Source organism: Lactiplantibacillus herbarum, assembly GCF_001039045.1.
Classification (GTDB): Bacteria; Bacillota; Bacilli; order Lactobacillales; family Lactobacillaceae; genus Lactiplantibacillus; species Lactiplantibacillus herbarum.
In genome coordinates this window covers 14,842-33,711 of the sequence record NZ_LFEE01000031.1, presented here as the reverse complement: position 1 = coordinate 33,711, position 18,870 = coordinate 14,842, and the positions used below count along the sequence as shown (strand labels likewise).

The window sequence follows — 18,870 nt, the reverse complement described above, 5'->3', positions numbered from 1 at the left end:
CTTGTCTAACAATTATGGGGCACTTCAAAATTCGTGAGATCTTTTATTTTGCGCGTAACTAAGCTAAATAGCACGTGGATTTAATCGCGATGGTGCGAACGTTTACCTAGCCAATAAGCGCCTATAGCTAGGGCGACTAATAAGATAACGAAACTTAGTGAACTACTGAGCCACATGGCTGACATACCACTAAACCCCCAACCACACATTACTGTCACCACTTTCATAATGTTTTAACCCAATTATATGATGAATTCATATTGTGGACAAGCTAGTCATCCCAGCTGATTTTTGTGAATAGTTGGGATTGTTCATCTGGCGTTAACGGGAGAATTGGTAAGCGTGGTGTGCCAACCGGTATATGCTGAGCATTGAGAGCTGCTTTAGTCGGTGCCGGTGATGGTGCACTGAAAAGCGCGGCCATTTTAGGCATTAATCGGCGCTGTAGTGTAGCTGCTTCTGAGAGCTTACCTTGCTGTAATGCCATCTCTAGCTGGCTCATTTGTGAGCCGAAAATATGGCTTGCAACGGAGATGACGCCTTGGCCACCGAAGACTCGCGTCGTCAGTGTTTGCGCGTCTTCACCAGTGTAAACTAGGAAGTCATGAGGAACGGTACCTTCTATAATGGCAGCTAATTCGACTTCTGATCCACATTGTTTGATTCCGATAATGTTTGGATTATGGGCGAGGGTAAGAATCGTTGATACTTCCATTTTGACGCCAACGCGGCCCGGAATATTATAGATCACGATGGGGAGACCGCCCCGTTCGGCAATTGCTGTGAAATGAGCGTACATACCAGCCTGATTGGGTTTGTTGTAAGGTGGAACGACGACTAAGGCAGCGTCAATGCCGGTAATTTGACTGACTTGGCGAGTGAAGGTAATGGTGGCCGCTGTGTTATTGGAGCCAGTATTAGCGATAATGGGAACTCGCCCAGCTACGATAGCTACCGTGTGGGTATATAAGGCTAATTTTTCTTCAGTGCTCAACGTAGGCCCTTCGCCCGTTGTACCACCGACAAGAATTCCTTGGGTGCCATGAGCCAGTAAATGTTCGATCAAGACTGTTAGGCGTTGATAATTGATTTGTTGGTGCTCATCAAAAGGTGTGACCATGGCAGTAATCAGATGTGCGTTATTGAAGTTCAAGATTAATCCTCCTTAGTAGTTGTGGCAGCGTACCACGTAGCTAGTCGATTCATACTTTCCCGCAATGCCGCCTGACTCGCAGCGTAGCTGATTCTGAACCAGCCCTCGCCCGTTTCACCGAACGCAGAACCGGGAATTACGGCAACGTGGGCTTCGTTAGCGAGTTGGGTGGCAAATTGCCAACTATTACCCGGGAAATGTTGAGGAACTTGGACAAAGGCGTAGAAGGCGCCAGTCGGATAAATGTAGTTAAAACCGATTTCGCTCAGTCGTTTAACGAGGTAGTCGCGGCGTTGTTGATAGATTTTGCGCATATCGGGTCCATCCTCGAAGCCGTGCGTTAAGGCCTCGATACCAGCTGCCTGACTGATAGAACTGGTTGAAGTCACCAAATACTGATGAGTCTTTTTCATCTCAGTGATTAAGTTTGTGGGCGCCATGATAAAGCCTAACCGCCAGCCGGTCATCGCGTGGGATTTAGATAATCCGTTGATCGTGATAGTCTTTTCTGGATACAAGGTTGCGAATGCCGTGTGCGGTTGTTCATAGGTGAGTTCACTATAAATTTCATCACTGATGACGAAGAGTCCCGCTGCTTTAATGATTGGTAGTAGGGCAGCTAATTCAGCGTGTGTATAAGTCACTCCGGTTGGATTAGTTGGGTAGTTTAAAATCAGGGCTTTCAGCCGTTCTGAACGGTGTGCTTCTAGTGTGGCTTGTAGCGTTGCGGGCGGTAATTTATAGCCGTCACGGGTTGTGTCAATCGTGATCAGGTTAGCATTGGCGATTGAGACAACTGGTTTGTAGCTAGTGTATGCCGGTGTTGGTAGTAAGACGGCATCACCGGGATTAAGGATCGTCATAAGTGTGGTAGCGACAGCTTCGGTTGCACCGACCGTCGCGATGATTTCGCTTGGCGCGTAAGTTAAACCGTATTTTTTCTGAAAATAGTTGCTAGCCGCAGTCTGGAGGGCAGCAAAACCCATTAACGGTGAATAGTGTGTCCAGTCATCCCGAATCGCTTGAATCGCGACTTTTTTGATGTGGGCTGGTGTTGGTAGGTCGGGTTCACCAACGGTTAATTTAATGATGTCAGGAACTTCGCTGATAGCTTCGTCAAACCGCCGAATCCCTGATACTTGAATGTGCTGGATCTGCTGGTTAATCGTCATAGTTCTAGCTTCCTCTCAGAGTGATTACCGTTTATAATAGGCAATAATCGTCTATTTTAAAATAGACACTTTTAATCAAAATGAAAGGACAGTTTGCTGATGCCACTTGATCGTCGTTCAACCACACCATTATATTTACAACTTTATCAACAATTGCGCGATGACTAACGGCCGGATCAGTCTGCACATCGGCGGTTATGGTCGATTCGGAAAATGGCCCAAAATGTCGGCGTTTCTAAGACGACTGTGGAACAAGCTTATGACCAATTATTAGCGGAAGGTTACGTGTACGCGGTGGCTGGTAGTGGCTATTTTTATCAGGATCGGGAACATTGGCCGCAAGCTACGGTTATCCCTGTTAAGCCGGTCAAACCAGAATCGTTACCACCAGTTCCATATGATTTTCGTTATGGGGTGACTCAGCTGCTGACGCCGAGTTGGAATGCTTGGAAACGGGCAGTTCGATTGGCGTTGCGACAAGCTGAACAGCAGCCGACCGCGGTCTATCCAGATGCGCAGGGGTTATTGGCATTACGGGAAGCGCTAGTACCATTTTTGAAAACAACGCGTGGGGTGGACTGTACGCCGGATCAGATTGTCATTACTAATGGCTCTAAGGCGGGGTTAAGCCTATTATTGAGCATTCTGCCGCGGGGAGTCGTCGGTATTGAGAATCCCGGTTACCGTGGTTTAGGCGATTTGGCTGCGAGCTATGGGCATACTGCTGAGCCGATACCAGTGATGATGAACGGTCTGGATGTGGCTGCTGTCACGAAGCTTGATCCGAATATTGTTTACACCACACCTGGACACCAGTTCCCGCTGGGTGTTGTTCTGCCTACTGAAAAGCGGTTAAAGTTATTAAAGTGGGCGGCAACCAATCATCGCCTGATTATTGAAGATGATTATGATAGTGAGTATCGTTATGCTGCTCATCCGTTACCCGCGTTGCAGTCATTAGCAAGCGCCAATCAGGTCGCTTACTTTGGGACTTTTTCACGGGGAATCGATCCAACGTTACGGATGGGTTACGTCGTTTTGCCACCACAGTTGGTTTCAAATTATCATCAACAATATCAATATCGCAGTGAAATGGTGGCCGGATTATTGCAGCAGGCGATGGCGAACTATTTTGCGGACGGGTCCTATTATCGCCATTTGAGCCGTAATCGCGCGGCTAATCGCCAGAAGTACCAGTTGATTTGTCAAAAATTGAAAGCAACGTCATTGATTCGACCGATTGCGACTGAAGCTGGCGTCCATATGGTTATTCAGATTCCGAATATTGAGCAGACGACGTTATTACAGCAATTAGAGGCGCGGGGCGTCCGCATCTACCCGTTAGATTCTAACTGGATTGGTATGCCGACTAAGGATTATTACTTGCTGGGGTTTGCGGGGTTGACGTTGGCGGATTTGAAAAGTGGTTTAAATCAGTTGATTCGTGTTTGTGAACAATAAAAAAAGGCAACGCTAGTCATCAGAATAGCGTTGCCTTTTTTGTAATATTTAGTTCTTATAGACCCATTGATGCCCATCTTTTTGCAATAGTTCATCCGAGGCGTCTGGCCCCATTGAACCAGGGCAGTAGTTAGGGAATTCTGGCGTATGTTCATCCCAATACTGCTGGATGACATCGACGAATTTCCACGACGAAGCGAGCTCTTGCCAGTGGGTGAAGTTGGTGGCATCGCCATTCAAAGCATCGTGTAACAGACGTTCGTAAGCTTCAGGACTGTTAGCCGTGGCTTCTGAGTCATGCGCGTAGTTGAGCTTAACAGGGGTCGTCGCAAAGCCTTGACCGACTGCCTTAGCATTCATCCGTAGTTCGAAGCCTTCCGTTGGTTCGACATTGATCGTCAAAACGTTAGGTTCCAAACTAGTTGCGTCGTCATCATTAGCACGCACATCGTCATGATTGAAAATATTGACGATGGGACGCTTGAAGACGATGTCGATACGGGTGAATTTGTCAGCTAAACGTTTCCCAGTTCGAACATAGAAGGGAACGCCTGACCAACGGAAGTTATCGATCATCACTTTACCCGCAACGAAGGTATCCGTGTTGGAATCAGGTGAGATCTTATCTTCCTGACGGTAAGCCTTGACGTCACCGTTATCAGCGTACTGACCACGGACGAAGTTATCCGCAACTTCTTCTGGCTTTAATGGTCGAATACTTCGTAAAGCTTTGACCTTTTCAACGTCGATATCCTGTTCCGTAAATTCAACGGGTTGATCCATCGTGAGTAGGCTGAGAATCTGTAAGATGTGATTCTGAACCATATCCCGCAACGCACCACTGTTATCGTAGTAGACCGCCCGTTCTTCGACGCCTAATTTTTCACTAAGGGTAACCTGAACGTTGGAGATATACCGGTTGTTCCAGAGTGATTCCCAGATGTTGTTACCAAAACGGATGGCAGAGATATTTTGAATCATCTCCTTACCAAGGTAGTGGTCGATGCGGTAGATTTGATCTTCGTTAAAGGTGGCGGTTAGCTGATTGTTGAGTTCTTCCGCACTAGCGTAGTCGTGGCCAAATGGTTTTTCAATGATGACGCGGTTAAAGCCATTGTCCGTCAGCATGTTTTCTGAACGCAAATGTTGTGCGATCGTGCCGAAGAAGTTCGGTGCCATGGCTAAATAGAAGATGCGATTTCCTTGAAGACCATATTGAGCATCCAATTTTTCAGACAGTTTTTTTAAGGTGAGGTAATGTTCTGCGTCAGTCACGTCATGTGATTGATAGTAGAAATGGCTGGCAAACTGATCAACAATCTTTTGATCAGCGTCTAAGTCAGCTAAAGAGTCGCTGATGACTTCATGATAGTGGTCGTCAGTCCAAGGACGCCGCGCCGTTCCGATAACGGCAAAGTGTTCTTGCAGATAACCCTTTTGATATAATTTGAATAGTGAGGGGTACAGCTTGCGTTGGGCAAGGTCACCAGTCCCACCAAAGATGGTGAATAAGGCGATTTTTTCGTTAGGCATCAATTTCACTTCTTTACTAAGAATATTTTTAACAAAATAAATTATGAACGTTATTTTAAAAGTACCATTAATAATATTAAGCTATTCATAGAAATGGTCAATTATATAGCACTGTGTCTAAGAGTGTTGTTCTGGTTTTTGTGGGAATTGCAATTTTAATTCTCGTTCAGTTGCCAGATTTTGAATGATGAGACCAATGCCAAGTGCGATGGCCTGAAAATTAAAACTTTCCAGTAAAGCAATCTTGAAGAAGCCACCGATAATTGCGCCGATTAGTAAAAGGGTAAAGATCTCAATACCAATCATTGAATAGAATCGTTGGGCAAAGCGCCACGTTTCTTCATTTTTAATGGCGCGCCGTGACATGTAGCCGGCAAGCGAGCGCATTTTTGGCATGCGAACTCGTTGATAGATCCAGAGTAGTAGGGTGACGAAAAATCCTAGCGCCAAGCCAAAGCTATTATTCGACATTTTGTCACCTCGTTTATCAGAAATTGGCACCGTTAACAGTGTTTGCCTATATTATAGCAATCATTCAGGCAACTAGTCGACATTCGGGTTTTAAAAGCGATTATTTAAATGTTAATTTTTAGGGCGGTTACTGCATGTCCGACTAAAATAAAAAGTGGCTGGTTGCTAAGGATCAGTAGGTAAAGTTTTGCCGAGGGCGTATACTAATAAGTGAGCTTGTCTTGGATATAAGCGGCTAAGTGAGTGGGTTAGTAAGTTAATTGCCGACTATGTAGAATAGCAGTAATTAGGTTAGACTAACAACTGACTAAGCGAGACTGAGTTTAGTTGCATTCAGACTTAAATAAATGGAAATCGGGGTGAAAGAATGCAAAAAGAAGTCCGGTTACGGTGGCTATTTTTAGCCAATCTTCTCAATAATGCCGGGGCGGCATTCATGTGGCCGCTAACGACTATTTATATGCATAATTACTTAAAACAGAGTTTAACCTTTTCGGGGATTGTGCTCTTCTTGATGTCTTTGGCCATGATTGCTGGAAACTTTCTTGGCGGGCACCTATTTGATCACTGGCGACCATACTGGACGGCCATTCTCGGTGGGAGTATCTCGACCATCATGCTAGCAACGTTAATTTTTTGGCACAGCTTGTGGCCGTATGCGATTGGCTTAATCATTGTCGGTTTTGGTGATGGTATCAGTATGACGGTCGTGAATGCCTATGCCGCTACGGTGACGACGCGTTCTAATCGCTACGTCTTTAACATGCTATACCTGGCATTAAATGTGGGTGTGGTTATTGGGACTTTACTAGTTGGTTACTTATTGGAATTAGGAATTAACGTAGTTTTCATGGTAACTACCGTTTGTTACCTAGGCTTGATGGGAATCACGTTAACTACCTTTAACGTGACGCCAGCTAACCGCACGACGGCTGATGGTCAAAAAGTCACGCGCAAACGTGACGCCACGCCGAATAATCGCCGTCAGTTGATCTGGATGATCTGTCTGATGATCTTCACGATCTATCTGAGTTACGCATTGTGGGAGAGTATTTTATCGGTCCACATGACTAACTTAGGGATTCCGTTCCGGCGTTATAGTGAAGTGTGGACGATCAACGGATTACTGATTATTGTCAGTCAACCGATCGTGACCATGTTCAATGAACGTTTTAAGATTGGTACCCAGATTGGATTTGGGATTACGTTATTCGCACTGTCATTTTTAGGACTAGTATTTGCCCGGCAGTACGTCGACTTTATCATTATCATGGTCGTCTTAACGATTGGTGAGGTGATTGGATTACCGATTGCCCCCGCGTGGGTCGATGATATGGCTGCGGATGATCAGCGCGGTAAGTATCAGGGACGCTACAACATGGCACTGTCGTTAGGTCGAGCAGTGGGGCCATTATTCGGTGGAATGATGGTGGCGCAGTTCTCGTATGCCATCCTGTTCATTGTGGTAACGTTATTGATGTTAGGTAGTTTAACGCTCGTTTTATGGCGAGCAAGACGTGAACATTTATTGAATGGTTAATCGTAAAAACGAGCAATGCTGATTGCTCGTTTTTTGCTTGATATGGAAATAATGATGATTTTGGGATCAATGATCATCCAAATGAGGCCACTATCCTTTATAATGAAATTAATTTTGAAATGAATAAATAGGAGGTAGGGACGCATGCACTTGATGATATCGAGTTTTATATTGATACTGGCTGCGGTAATTAGTATCTTTATTTCACGAGTTATCCCACAAATATCGGTAAACTATCTCAGTATGTTGGTTGGGGTCGGGCTATTCTTAGTGCCGGTATTGAATAACCATATCGAAAAGTTTAATTCGGAAATTTTTATTGGCTTAATTGTTGCGCCATTGCTATTTTTTGAAGGGCAGGCGACGCGGCTGAATGCGGTCAGTAAGGAATTTAAACATATTATCCAAACAACCGTGGCATTAGTAGTGTTAAGTCTAATCATTGCGGGCTTTGGTGTTGGGGCACTGGGAATCGTTAGCCTACCGCTGGCTTTTATTTTAGCAGCAATCAGTACGCCAACTGACGCAACGGCGATGGAGTCGGTGACGAATGGGTTGAAGATGCCGTCAACAGAGGGAACTTTTTTGAAAATGGAGTCTTTGTTTAACGATGCAACAGGGATCATTTTGCTTAATATGGCCGTGCTGTGGTACGTGAATGGTTATATTAATTATCAGCAGACAGTAATTGATTTTCTGATATCAGCTGTTGGTGGGGTGATCTTCGGGTTTGTCAGTGCTTGGATCTTTGTGCTATTTCGGCAAGTCCTCCTGCGATCATCTTATAATTCGCTGAACGCGTCACTGCTAATGTACGTGATCACACCATTTGTCTTGTATTACTTATCTGAAGCCATTCACGTTTCAGGAATCATTGCCGTAGTTGTGGCAGGGTTAGTTCATAATGCTGAAGCTCAGCGAAGTCGCTTGATCAACTCACAACAGATTCACTTTTCATATGACCTCGTTAGTATGATTACTGAAATTTTTAACAGCATGGTGTTCGTCGTCTTAGGCTTTATGTTCGTCAAGATTTTAGTTGGCGAACAGTTCGGGCACGGCTCATTGAATTTCCTGATTCTTGGGAGTGTGTTGTAGGTGATTAATGTCGTGGTACGCTATGTCTATGCTCGAATCCGATTAAGATTTAAGAATCGAGCGGGCTGGATCTTTTCATTAGGTGGCGTTCACGGGGCGGTTACCTTAGCTTTAGCTTATACGTTGGTGGATACTGGCGTTAACAACAGTGATTTCAACTTAGTTTTATTAACGGCCAGTACGCTGATTATTCTCAGTATGCTCGTGCCAACGATTCTATTCCGCTGGATTTTGAAACCGGAACTGACGGATGATGAAGCCGCAACGGAAATTGACAAGATTCGTGTTGCAATGGTCCATCAAGCCATTGATACGGTGCAGAAAATGTACCTTCCAGAGAATGTTAAAAAATCGGTTATCTTTGATCTGATGACGCAAAAACAACGGACACGAACCCGTGATTTTGCGCGGGCGTGGGTCGAGGTTGTTCGGCACTCGGAGTTTACTGGAGCTGAAAAAGAATTGGAAATGCGGGCGTTCATGAACGCCTTGGAGCAGGAACGTCAGTATTTAGATATGATTTCGCAACGTGAAGTGAAGTATCAGAAGTACGTGTTCAAACTCTATAATGAAACCTTGTTAGCAGAGTCGATCGTTATTGGGCCGACGATTCTGGATGAGGACGAAGTAACTGAATAAGTATAACAAACGCGCGCTTGGGATTTTTCTCAAGCGCGCATTTTTAAATATATAATAATCTGAATGATCGCTTTCAGGGCCAGTTAGTAACTAATTGTTCGATGATCGGTAAAGCTTGCTCCTTCTTAGATGAAAGATAGCTAGCGTAAACGGCCATCTGTGCAGCCTGATCAGTCAGGGGGATTTGGACGCGGTTGTCATCATGCAAACGCTGAACAGTTTGAGAATCAAGTACGGACAGGTTACTAGTGAAGTAGGGAAACTTAGATTGTTTGGTGATTTCTGCTAGGGCGTCAGGCTGGTCCTGATAGAAAAATTTAGCATCGGTAATACCTTCTTGAATAACATCGCGCCATGGTCCGATATTATCTAGGACAATGAAGCTTAGACCAGTTAGTTCTTTAAAACTAATGGTTGCTTGATTGGCTTGGTACATGAATTGATTGAGGTTGACGGCCAAGGTTTCGGTCCCCAGATATTTAGATGTAATAGTTGGCGTATCAAATTCTTGATTAGATATAACGATTAGATCTTCGTTGTTCGTCAGTGTTGCTAGCAGATTTTGTTCAAGTAATAAGGTGGGTCTGATGGTTATGCTCGATAAGGTATCTTGAACGTGATGTAACAACATTAAAGGTCCCGGAAGCACTGAACTAATTTGGCCAGTACGCTGGGTACGGTCGAAATTCTGAATGCGATTGCCAGCTTGCCGATTAGCTTCGAGTAACTGTGTGGCCTCTTTAGCAGCCAATACACCTGTTTTGGTGAGTACTAATCGATTTGGTTGGTGCTCAAATAACTGAACACCAAGGTCGGCCTCCAATTTTTGCATGCCACGAGTAATCGTTGGTTGGGTCACGTTCAACTTAGCTGCGGTGGCAGCCAAAGTGCCCGTCTGAGCAAAAGTGACTAATTCTTCTAGTAGATAATTATCTAGTAACATGACTTCAACTCCTAGCATACGTTGTGTGTATACTAGCATGTCTAACTAGTAATGTTCAAGCATAGACTACTGACCTATACTGATAATCATTAAGAACTGAGGAGGTCGCGTGCAAATGACTAAAGTACCGACAATTACGTTAAATAATGGGGTTAAGATGCCCCAACTAGGGTTCGGAGTTTTCCAAGTTCCAGACCCAGCAGAATGTGAAACGGCAGTGACGACTGCTTTGCAGGCAGGCTACCGGTTATTGGATACGGCTACAGCTTATCAGAATGAAGAAGCTGTTGGTCGGGCGATTAAAAAGAGTAGTGTCCCCCGTGAAGAGTTGTTTGTAACGTCGAAACTCTGGGTTTCAGAGTTCACTTATGAACGAGCTAAGCAGGGGATTGAAGATTCATTACGACGCCTGCAATTGGACTACCTTGACTTGTATTTATTACATCAGCCATATGGCGATACGATGGGCGCATGGCGTGCGCTTGAAGAAGCTTATCATGCTGGAAAAATCCGAGCGATTGGGGTCTCTAATTTCTATGCTGATCAATTAAAGAATTTGGAACTGACGATGACGGTGCAACCAGCCGTTAACCAGATCGAAGTCAATCCTTGGTATCAACAAGCAGCTGAAGTGGCGTTCAATCAACGCGATGGTGTACGGGTTGAAGCCTGGGCACCGTTTGCTGAAGGAAAACAACAGATCTTTACGAATGCCAAGCTTGAAACTATTGCAAAAGTTCATGGTAAGACAACTGGTCAAGTGATTTTGCGGTGGCTCTTACAACGTGGGATTACCGTAATCCCTAAGTCCGTACACAAGGAACGAATGATTGAAAATATTGATGTGTTTGACTTTGAATTGACGGATGCTGAAATGCAAACAATCGCATCACTGGATCAGAATGTCAGTCAATTCTTTGATCATCGTGATCCTGATACGATCGAGCAGATCTTTGGTTCCAGTTTGAAGCAACTTCACTAGGTTAAGAAAGAGGTCATAAGATGGTTAAAACAATTAAGTTAAACGATGGTAATGAAATTCCAGCGATTGGTTTTGGGACTTTCCAGATTCCTAATGATGGCTCGACTTACCAGGCCGTTAGCCAAGCACTAGCAATGGGTTATCGCCACATTGACACAGCGGTAGCCTACTTTAACGAAGCTGAGGTTGGTCGCGCCATTAACGATAGTGGGATTGCCCGGGATCAAATCTGGGTGACAAGTAAGCTATGGTTACAGGACTTTGGTTATGAGGCTGCTAGCAAAGCTATCGATCAATCCTTGAAGCAATTGCAACTCGACTACATGGATCTTTACTTGATTCATCAACCATATGGCGATGTTTTAGGCGCTTGGCAGGCCATGGAAGCAGCTAAAAAGGCCGGTAAAATCTGTTCGATTGGGGTGTCTAATATGACCCCTAAGATTTGGAACCAGTTTGTACCGCAATTCGCAACCTTACCATCAGTCAATCAGGTCGAATTTAATCCTTATACGCAACAGCGTCCATTACGAGAACTGTTGGCGCCGGATGATGTGAAGCTTGAAGCGTGGGCACCACTTGGACAAGGTAATTCACAACTGTTGAACGAGCCATTGATTCTTGAATTAGCGAATAAGTATGGTAAGAACGCGGGCCAAATTATTCTACGTTTTGAAAATCAGTTGGGGGTGATCGTCTTTCCTAAGTCAGTTCATGCTGAACGGATCAGCCAAAATCAAGATATCTTTGACTTTGAGCTGACGGACACGGAAATGACCCAGCTGGCTGCTTTAGACCAAGGCAAGGGACGTCATGATCCAGATGCTCCTGGTGTTAAAGAACGTTTATTGTCAGCGTTTGACGTTCATCAAAATGATTAGATTGTAATCCAAATAAAAAGGAGTTTGGGACAAAACCCAAACTCCTTTTTGTATGTTCACATATTTACAGTCGAAACGTGCGACAAAAGACTGCACCCTCCGCTTAGCTACGGAATACAAACGATTGAAAATGCACAATCATTCGTATTCCTAGGCTATGCTCGGTAGCAACCCGCCTTTTGTTCCACTCTCTTTTTTACTATTCAGCTAGTGAATTCTTGAATTACAAGCGATCTTGATAATCAGCCAAGCGATCCTTCATAACGTTGTAAACTCGTTCAGTATCAACGGAAGTCCCACGAAGTTCGTAGTCTGCGATAAAGTCCGTATCAAGTTGTTCTGCATACCGGCGAGCAGTTAGGCAGTATTGATCATTGAAGTTACGATTACCACTACCAACAACACCTAAGCAGAAGCGTGAATTTTGGTCGTAATTGAGATATTCCCCAAGGGTAGTCGTCAATAATTCGGTTACACCACTGTCGATACCGTTACCACCGTTTAAGTAAGTGGGGACGAATGCGAAGTAGGGTGTGTCTTCAATAGCAAAGTCAGATTGGTCGGTGATTTCTTTTAGGGTGATCAAAGGGTTACTATCATCAGCCGCGTTTTGCGTCTTAGCGTAGTCCTGCATCCCGGTTACGAATGAACGGGTGTTACCCTCAATGGAGATGTAAATGATATTAATTGTTGATTCACTCACGGTTGTTCCTCATTTCTTTTTTAACGTTTCTTATAGTTTACGCTGGGCACTAATGTTTTGCAAACAACTTTGATGGGTGAGACTACTAATGTTGTTAACTATTTCAGCTAGATCTTGTAGCAGAGCGAAATGATTTTTCAATGGCAAAATAAAAAGCTCAGGATAAAATCCCGAGCTTCTGGTTATTGGTATTAGTCATCAAGTTGATCGTCATCCGGAGTAGCAGGCGTTTGCGCACTGACTTCGAACCAATTGATATAGGCGTTTTCAAAGTCGAGGGCTTTGAAGTTGAAGTTCCCAATCTGGATGGTATCGCCGGCCTGGATCTTAGGGAAGTTATCCAGAATATAACCAGTTAAAGTGACCACATCAGAATCCTCAAATTCTTGGAGATCGGTCTTGAAGTAACGCTCAAAATCATAAATGGTCATTTTACCACTGATATGGTAGGTGCCATCGTCTTGCTTGTCGATGTATTCATTAGAGACATTGTCGATTTCATCGTTAACGGTCCCGAAGAGTTCTTCGTAGATATCCTTATCAGTAACGATCCCACTAGTGCCACCGTATTCATCCACAACAACGACGATCGGTGTTTGTTTATCGATCATTTTCTGTAAGATCGCTTGAATGGGGGTTGTTTCAGGAATCGTAATGATATTGCGTAACAATTTGTTAACCCGGATATCATCATCAACTTCGCCCTGACGAATCAAGTCGTAGTTGTAAACGTAACCCAGAATCTTATCCTTATCGTTATTAGCAACGACGGGTAAGCGGCTGAAACGTTTCTGCAAGTAGACGCGAATCGCTTGTTTAACCGTATCATTGATATCGATAACCACTAATTGGGTTCGGTCAATCATGACATCCTTAGCGATCTTGTCATTGAATTCAAACGCGCGTTCCATATATAAATAGTCGTTACGTTCAAGTTCACCACCAGTTACGGCGTTTCGTGATAAGTTCAAGATTTCAGATTGAGAGTAGACATCGTTATCTTCGTTGGCAACTGGAATACCCAGCATTTTGACAACGCCAGCGGAAGAAATGTTCAGTAACCACACGAAGGGGTAGAAGACGACGTGGAACCACCGTAATGGGGTGGTGACCACGGCCATGACTTTCAATGGCATATCGATGGCGATATTCTTAGGGACGATTTCAGTTAACACCACTTCTAAATAGGTTAAGATGAAGACCCCAACAATAATACTGATCCCGCGAAGAACACCGGTTGAGACGGAAAGGTTGAAGATTGATAGAAAATCTAAAACAAAGTGTTCAGTCGTCTGTTCACCGATCCACCCTAAGATGATCCCAGCAACTGAGACCCCTACTTGAGTTGTTGACAAGTATTCATTAAGATTACGGACCATGTGTAACGATGTCTCGATCCGTTTAGATGGTTTATCACGTTTTTTTTGTTCTTCTTCAAGGGCACTTGGTCGGGTCTGAACGAGTGCAAACTCGCAGGCCACAAAGAAAGCGGCGACGAAGAACGTAATGACAATAATGACTAAATTTAACATTATCTGGCCACTGTCCAAAGAAACATTCCTCATTTCATAAAATTAGTTAGTGCTATTATAACGCGAAACGACTACTAAGATAAAGGATAGTTACGATATTTTGCAATTGAACCCAGAAGGTTAACGTTTACATTGAATGGTGCTACACTAATGGTATACCAAGTAAAGGGAGATCTTTAGTGATGCCAGTAGAAACGAAAACTAAGATTCATGAGGATTCGAAGAAATTGGTTTATCAAGATAGTGATGTCAAAAAAGCGATGGATTTAATTCGTGACCATGGTTACGTGACCCGTGAAGATTTTAAGCAAATGGCCGATGAAGATTGGGCGGAAGGTTTTGAACAAAAAATTGAAGCCGCTTTCTTGAAGATTGATGGGGAAGACCCTTATATCTACTTCGAACAATTTGATTTTAAAGGTGGCGACATTGATTCAATCATCTTCGACATGGATCAAGTCGGCAAGCGGGAAAATGCCCTGAAATTACTTGCGGAAGCCATTCACCAAGTGGCTTACTAAATTAGTCTAATACGGAGGTTTCAACATGCATCAGCAAAGAGTTCGTCAGCAGTTGTTCGGTCACCATATCGATGAGTTGTTATTACCCGTGAAATTTTTAAAACGGACGCACCGTAACGTTGAATCTGCGCTGAATGCCCATGCGGCAATGAAGACTGACGTGGTCGAACACGATGATGACTATACGGTGACAGCTGAATTACCCGGTTTTGATAAGGAAGCCGTTACAGTTACTTATACTGATGGCTGGTTAACGATTCGTGCTCACCGTTCTGATGACGGCCGTAATGACGATGGTCGCATCTTGCATCATGAGCGTGCAACGGCTGATTTAACTCGGCAGTTTCACTTAGCTGGTGTGGTCCGAGACCAAATTCAGGCCCATTACCAAGCGGGGCTGTTGACTGTGACCTTGCCCAAGATGGTTAAGGCTGCTGTAGGTGAAATTGAAATTCAATAGTTAAAACGACGTTACCGGTAATTAACTGGTAGCGTCGTTTATTTTTAAAACATATCGAAAAAAAGAATCACCCTAAAATTAGCAGTGATTCCTAAAACAATTATTTAGTTGAATCGTCATCTGAAGCTTGTTCTTCATCAGATTCCTTGTTAGCATCAGAAATGCTCATCTGAATCGTCCGGGGGCGATCCTTGATGATGACGATCGTGCCGTGGCCTAAGAAATTCTTGGGACCATCGTAAGCCATTTCGTATTCGTTAGCGAATGAGCCAGATTTTTGTAACGTCATGAAGAAGATTTTATTATCTTCGTAGTCGTCACTGAACATAACGGCAATCGTATTATCAATCAATAATTTTTCTTTGCGCATCTCTCTGAGGCGAGCCCATAAACCGGCAATAACTGGTTGGGGGATGATTTCTTTGACGTCATCGCCCACACGCATTTTTTTAGTCATTTCATACATAAAGTCATAACCTACTTTTCATTAAGAATTAGCTGAACTCATAAATGATACCATATTCCATAATTAATGCGATTTATAAGTTTACCTAGTTTACAAGACTAGCTAATCTAAGTATAATAGCTATAATAAGTTAAGGAGGGGTTACGATGACAGCAAACGGAACATACGCAGACTGGCAACAACGAATGGGTAAGGTGATCCTGCCGAAGTGGACGGAGTTACCTAACTTTGATTTGTATATGGATCAGGTCTTATTGTTGATCAATGAAACGCTACAGCCACTTGGGGTTGACTCAGTGACGGCAGCGATGATCAATAATTACGTTAAGCATAAGGTTATCTTGTCACCAGTGAAGAAGAAGTATCAAATCATGCAGTTGGCCGATATTATCGTGATTACCTTACTTAAACCAAGTTATCCATTGGAGAAGATTCGTCAAGGCATCGATCAGGTCACTGCGACTGGGTATCCCAAGCGGGCGTATGATAACTTTATTACCACGTTGACGACGCAGTTACATCAACTGGACGCGCCGGTGGCGATCTCGGATCAAAACCTCAGTCACAGTTTAACAACGGCTGCTGCACAATTAATTGTTAATAAGTTACGAACGGATGAACTCTTACGTTTGAATCAAGTTCAAACGAAGCCACAGCAGATTGAAAAATAGATAGATTAACTTAAAGCGCGCGTCTGCACTGATCTTGAGGGCCGACGATCGCTTTTTTTAGTTGCTGGAATTATGGGGCTTTAGTATCATAAGAATTGCAGGCAAAAGAGTGAATGAATGGGAAGGAAGGCATTTTAGCCAAGCTATAAATTTGTTAAGTTGCCTTACTTCTTAGGAAGAGTGATTGATATGAAGGTATTTATCAGTGATGATCAAGAGCAGCAACGGCTGTGGTTGAACGATATCATTACAACGCAGTTAGATGCCTTGCATTTTAACTACGAGTTAGAAACGGCTTGGCAGCCAGCTGATGTGTTGGCTGCAGTTAAAGCTAGTGGAGGGCCGAACCTCTATTTCTTAGATATTGTTTTACAACACGATATTACTGGGATTGAGTTAGCCTCGAAGATCCGTGACTATGATCCAGATGGTTTTGTGATCTACGTGACGGTGCGTGATGATATGATGCCCGACACGTTGAGTGCGATGACGGCGCCGACTGGGTTTATCTCAAAGGTCGATATGTTCGATGAGGAAGTTTTTGTGCCCAAGGTTCGAGAAGTGTTAGAGGTCGTCAAAAAGAGAGTGGCAACCTTACGCCGTTCAGCCGGGGTAACTTTAACCTTGCGTAGTGGTGCGTTATTATTAACGTTGAAGCTAAAGGACATTGTTTATTGTGAAAAGATGCATGGCCTACGTACAACCAGAATTGTCACTACGGATCAGGTTTATGTCGTACATAAAAATTTAAATACGATTAAGGAACAACTAACAGCTAACTACTTTTTTAATGAGTTTCAGAGTTATGCGCTGAATCTTGAACGGGTCATCACGGTCGACTTTAATAAAGGGGCGATCAGTATGGATAATGGTGACCATTTGTCCTTCAGTCGTGGAACTATTAAGAAATTAAGGACGTACTATACTAACGCAGAAATAGGATGAGTAAATGATAACGGAAGCACAATTAACAGCAATTCAAGCATACGCTTTACAGCGACTAGCCCAAGACCACAGTGGGCATGGGAGTGACCATTTAGAACGTGTTAATCGTTTGGCTCGACGTCTTGCAGTGGCAGAAGGAGCTGACTTGAACCTGACGTTAGCGGCTGCCTGGTTGCACGATGTTATCGACGATAAATTAATGGCTGATCCCATCAAGGCGCATCAGGATTTGGCTGATCAGTTGACTGAACTACGGGTCACGCCAGCGGCTCAGCGTGAAATTTTTGATATTATCGATCATATGTCTTTCAGTAAATCGATGGATGGTGCTCAAAAGTTGAGTTTGGAAGGTCAAATCGTACAGGATGCCGATCGGTTAGATGCGATTGGCGCGATTGGAATTGCCCGCGCACTCTATTATTCGGGCCACGTTGGTGAGGCCATCTATGATCCAGAGTTACCACCACGTGAACACCTGACAAAGGAACAGTATCGCAATCAACCGGGAACGGCAATCAACCATTTCTATGAAAAATTATTCAAGCTAGCTGATTTGATGAACACGGCAGCGGCTAAGCAATTGGCGGCGAGTCGGACGGCAGTGATGCACGAGTTCGTTGATCAGTTTAAGGCGGAATGGGTGTCAGAGGACTAAGTGAAGAGAGAGTGGGCCAGCAGGCGGTTAGGGACCGAGCATAGCCTAGGAGGAGTGAGGATGGTGTTTTTCCATCTTTATCCCGATGCAATCGATCGGAGGCCCCTGCCTGCTGGCCCGCGTTTCGACTATTAACATTAGAGCTAAAAAAAGCTACGTCAGCAATATTGCTGACGTAGCTTTTTTTAGTTCCGTAACATAATTAGTGCAGCAACGAGGACTGCAGGGCAGTTTGAGAGTTTAACAGACGCAAGCTTTTAGCGGTGCCGACGAGTGAATAGATTAGTTCCCAACATAATCAGTAGTGACACGATCAGCGAGTAACTGAGAATCATAGCGATGGTTAAACCAGCCATGACAAGGTGATGAATCCATCCCGTAATTCCCAGTAACGTGAAGATGGTAGTGACTACAATCAGTAAGGCAATCATACTGTATAAGCCGATCGCCTGATTCTGATAATCAGCGGAGCTCAGTTCGAGGCCACCGACCACGATTGTAATTGTTAAGACAAGTAGTAGTAGCAGCTGCCACCAGCTAACGTGAGTCGTCGTGAGTGCTTGCCAGCTGGCCGCCCAGTTAGGTGCGGTTGGCGTGTCTGCCAATTCGAAGATAGCTTTAGCCAAGCCGGGTGCTAGCAGTTGATCTAGGACTAATAGAACAGCCGTACAGCCGAAGATAGGTGCCATCCCGATGAAGAAGTTACCGATCAGTTGGTACGGACTACGATGGTTCCAAACATGATACACGTAACCGAGTGCTAGGTCTGGTTCATCGCCATTTTTAGCTTTTAAATGTGGTAGTTTAACTAATCGAAACGAACTGATGCGATGACGAAAGAGTAGCGCAATCACTAGGTGGCTGAGTTCGTGAATCATGATTCCTAAAAAGCCACAGTAAACCTGACTGTTAATGCCGAAGCGGGCTATCAAGTTGGCATTGGTACGACGATTGGTAATTGTTAGTAGCCAAGTAAACAACTCAGGTAATCCCAATGTGACGAGCAATACTAAGCCGATATTCTCGATAAACTCATTCACTGGG

At 44.1% G+C, this 18,870-nt stretch carries 17 protein-coding genes and 2 pseudogenes; 10 read left to right on the top strand and 9 right to left on the bottom strand.

Features of this window, described 5'->3' with window-relative positions; translation table 11 throughout:
- Positions 1-271 precede the first annotated feature (271 nt).
- Together dapA and ACG95_RS09775 are read right to left on the bottom strand one after the other, a co-directional pair.
- Complete coding sequence (gene dapA, locus ACG95_RS09780) at positions 272-1,153, bottom strand: 4-hydroxy-tetrahydrodipicolinate synthase (RefSeq protein WP_048000343.1); 882 nt, start codon at positions 1,151-1,153, stop codon at positions 272-274.
- Positions 1,154-1,155: 2 nt separating this feature from the next.
- Positions 1,156-2,325: an aminotransferase class I/II-fold pyridoxal phosphate-dependent enzyme gene (locus ACG95_RS09775; RefSeq protein WP_048000342.1), complete on the bottom strand. Its 1,170-nt coding sequence runs from the start codon at positions 2,323-2,325 to the stop codon at positions 1,156-1,158.
- A gap of 99 nt (positions 2,326-2,424) precedes the next feature.
- On the opposite strand from ACG95_RS09775, the pseudogene pdxR reads away from it, so the two are divergent.
- A pseudogene (gene pdxR, locus ACG95_RS09770) lies at positions 2,425-3,786 on the top strand (MocR-like pyridoxine biosynthesis transcription factor PdxR).
- Between the two features lie 48 nt (positions 3,787-3,834).
- On the opposite strand, the gene zwf reads toward pdxR, so the two are convergent.
- Positions 3,835-5,319: a glucose-6-phosphate dehydrogenase gene (zwf, locus tag ACG95_RS09765; RefSeq protein WP_048000341.1), complete on the bottom strand. Its 1,485-nt coding sequence runs from the start codon at positions 5,317-5,319 to the stop codon at positions 3,835-3,837.
- A 117-nt stretch (positions 5,320-5,436) separates the two neighbouring features.
- Positions 5,437-5,790 carry an SdpI family protein gene (locus ACG95_RS09760; protein ID WP_048000340.1) on the bottom strand — a complete coding sequence of 118 codons (354 nt, stop codon included), beginning with the start codon at positions 5,788-5,790 and terminating at the stop codon, positions 5,437-5,439.
- Between the two features lie 367 nt (positions 5,791-6,157).
- Here ACG95_RS09760 and ACG95_RS09755 point away from each other — a divergent pair, with 367 nt between their 5' ends.
- Entirely contained in the window at positions 6,158-7,330 is a 1,173-nt protein-coding gene (locus ACG95_RS09755) for an MDR family MFS transporter (protein WP_048000339.1), read from the top strand.
- A gap of 144 nt (positions 7,331-7,474) precedes the next feature.
- Positions 7,475-9,067 (top strand): annotated as a pseudogene (locus ACG95_RS09750) (cation:proton antiporter).
- 73 nt (positions 9,068-9,140) lie between these two features.
- Here the strand turns inward: ACG95_RS09750 and ACG95_RS09745 are convergent.
- Positions 9,141-10,010, bottom strand: coding sequence for a LysR family transcriptional regulator (locus tag ACG95_RS09745; protein WP_048000338.1), 870 nt, complete (start codon positions 10,008-10,010; stop codon positions 9,141-9,143).
- Positions 10,011-10,125: 115 nt separating this feature from the next.
- Between ACG95_RS09745 and ACG95_RS09740 the strand changes: the two genes are divergently transcribed.
- Both ACG95_RS09740 and ACG95_RS09735 read left to right on the top strand, forming a co-directional pair.
- Positions 10,126-10,992: an aldo/keto reductase gene (locus ACG95_RS09740; protein WP_048000337.1), complete on the top strand. Its 867-nt coding sequence runs from the start codon at positions 10,126-10,128 to the stop codon at positions 10,990-10,992.
- A gap of 20 nt (positions 10,993-11,012) precedes the next feature.
- Complete coding sequence (locus tag ACG95_RS09735; RefSeq protein WP_048000336.1) at positions 11,013-11,873, top strand: aldo/keto reductase; 861 nt, start codon at positions 11,013-11,015, stop codon at positions 11,871-11,873.
- A 223-nt stretch (positions 11,874-12,096) separates the two neighbouring features.
- Here the strand turns inward: ACG95_RS09735 and nrdI are convergent, their stop codons facing one another.
- Positions 12,097-12,576: a class Ib ribonucleoside-diphosphate reductase assembly flavoprotein NrdI gene (gene nrdI / locus ACG95_RS09730; RefSeq protein WP_048000335.1), complete on the bottom strand. Its 480-nt coding sequence runs from the start codon at positions 12,574-12,576 to the stop codon at positions 12,097-12,099.
- 191 nt (positions 12,577-12,767) lie between these two features.
- Positions 12,768-14,126: a hemolysin family protein gene (locus ACG95_RS09725; RefSeq protein WP_048000334.1), complete on the bottom strand. Its 1,359-nt coding sequence runs from the start codon at positions 14,124-14,126 to the stop codon at positions 12,768-12,770.
- 161 nt (positions 14,127-14,287) lie between these two features.
- On the opposite strand from ACG95_RS09725, the gene ACG95_RS09720 reads away from it, so the two are divergent.
- Both ACG95_RS09720 and ACG95_RS09715 read left to right on the top strand, forming a co-directional pair.
- A complete protein-coding gene (locus tag ACG95_RS09720; RefSeq protein ID WP_053072768.1) occupies positions 14,288-14,629 on the top strand; it encodes a hypothetical protein in 342 nt (113 codons plus the stop codon).
- 25 nt (positions 14,630-14,654) lie between these two features.
- Positions 14,655-15,089: an Hsp20/alpha crystallin family protein gene (locus ACG95_RS09715; RefSeq protein WP_053072766.1), complete on the top strand. Its 435-nt coding sequence runs from the start codon at positions 14,655-14,657 to the stop codon at positions 15,087-15,089.
- A 100-nt stretch (positions 15,090-15,189) separates the two neighbouring features.
- Here the strand turns inward: ACG95_RS09715 and ACG95_RS09710 are convergent, their stop codons facing one another.
- Positions 15,190-15,555 (bottom strand): hypothetical protein, encoded by a 366-nt coding sequence (locus ACG95_RS09710; RefSeq protein ID WP_048000332.1) that lies wholly within the window; start codon positions 15,553-15,555, stop codon positions 15,190-15,192.
- A 146-nt stretch (positions 15,556-15,701) separates the two neighbouring features.
- Between ACG95_RS09710 and ACG95_RS09705 the strand changes: the two genes are divergently transcribed.
- The 3 genes from ACG95_RS09705 (at position 15,702) to ACG95_RS09695 (ending at position 17,826) form a co-directional block, all read left to right on the top strand.
- A complete protein-coding gene (locus ACG95_RS09705) occupies positions 15,702-16,226 on the top strand; it encodes a DUF1836 domain-containing protein (RefSeq protein ID WP_048000331.1) in 525 nt (174 codons plus the stop codon).
- Between the two features lie 189 nt (positions 16,227-16,415).
- Positions 16,416-17,171 (top strand): LytR/AlgR family response regulator transcription factor, encoded by a 756-nt coding sequence (locus ACG95_RS09700; protein WP_048000330.1) that lies wholly within the window; start codon positions 16,416-16,418, stop codon positions 17,169-17,171.
- A gap of 4 nt (positions 17,172-17,175) precedes the next feature.
- The gene (locus ACG95_RS09695) at positions 17,176-17,826 is read left to right on the top strand and encodes an HD domain-containing protein (protein WP_048000329.1); all 651 of its coding nucleotides are present in this window, start codon (positions 17,176-17,178) and stop codon (positions 17,824-17,826) included.
- A gap of 257 nt (positions 17,827-18,083) precedes the next feature.
- On the opposite strand, the gene ACG95_RS09690 is transcribed toward ACG95_RS09695, so the two are convergent.
- On the bottom strand, positions 18,084-18,866 hold the full coding sequence (locus ACG95_RS09690) for a hypothetical protein (RefSeq protein WP_048000328.1): 783 nt from the start codon (positions 18,864-18,866) through the stop codon (positions 18,084-18,086).
- Positions 18,867-18,870 lie beyond the last annotated feature (4 nt).

Bases quoted from the DNA above. Each gene is read 5' to 3' on its own strand.
- ACG95_RS09735 (WP_048000336.1), top strand. From the start codon at position 11,013: ATGGTTAAAACAATTAAGTTAAACGATGGTAATGAAATTCCAGCGATT.
- ACG95_RS09695 (WP_048000329.1), top strand. From the start codon at position 17,176: ATGATAACGGAAGCACAATTAACAGCAATTCAAGCATACGCTTTACAG.
- ACG95_RS09760 (WP_048000340.1), bottom strand. From the start codon at position 5,790: ATGTCGAATAATAGCTTTGGCTTGGCGCTAGGATTTTTCGTCACCCTA.
- ACG95_RS09745 (WP_048000338.1), bottom strand. From the start codon at position 10,010: ATGTTACTAGATAATTATCTACTAGAAGAATTAGTCACTTTTGCTCAG.
- ACG95_RS09715 (WP_053072766.1), top strand. From the start codon at position 14,655: ATGCATCAGCAAAGAGTTCGTCAGCAGTTGTTCGGTCACCATATCGAT.
- zwf (WP_048000341.1), bottom strand. From the start codon at position 5,319: ATGCCTAACGAAAAAATCGCCTTATTCACCATCTTTGGTGGGACTGGT.
- ACG95_RS09705 (WP_048000331.1), top strand. From the start codon at position 15,702: ATGACAGCAAACGGAACATACGCAGACTGGCAACAACGAATGGGTAAG.
- ACG95_RS09700 (WP_048000330.1), top strand. From the start codon at position 16,416: ATGAAGGTATTTATCAGTGATGATCAAGAGCAGCAACGGCTGTGGTTG.
- ACG95_RS09710 (WP_048000332.1), bottom strand. From the start codon at position 15,555: ATGTATGAAATGACTAAAAAAATGCGTGTGGGCGATGACGTCAAAGAA.
- ACG95_RS09740 (WP_048000337.1), top strand. From the start codon at position 10,126: ATGACTAAAGTACCGACAATTACGTTAAATAATGGGGTTAAGATGCCC.
- ACG95_RS09755 (WP_048000339.1), top strand. From the start codon at position 6,158: ATGCAAAAAGAAGTCCGGTTACGGTGGCTATTTTTAGCCAATCTTCTC.
- ACG95_RS09775 (WP_048000342.1), bottom strand. From the start codon at position 2,325: ATGACGATTAACCAGCAGATCCAGCACATTCAAGTATCAGGGATTCGG.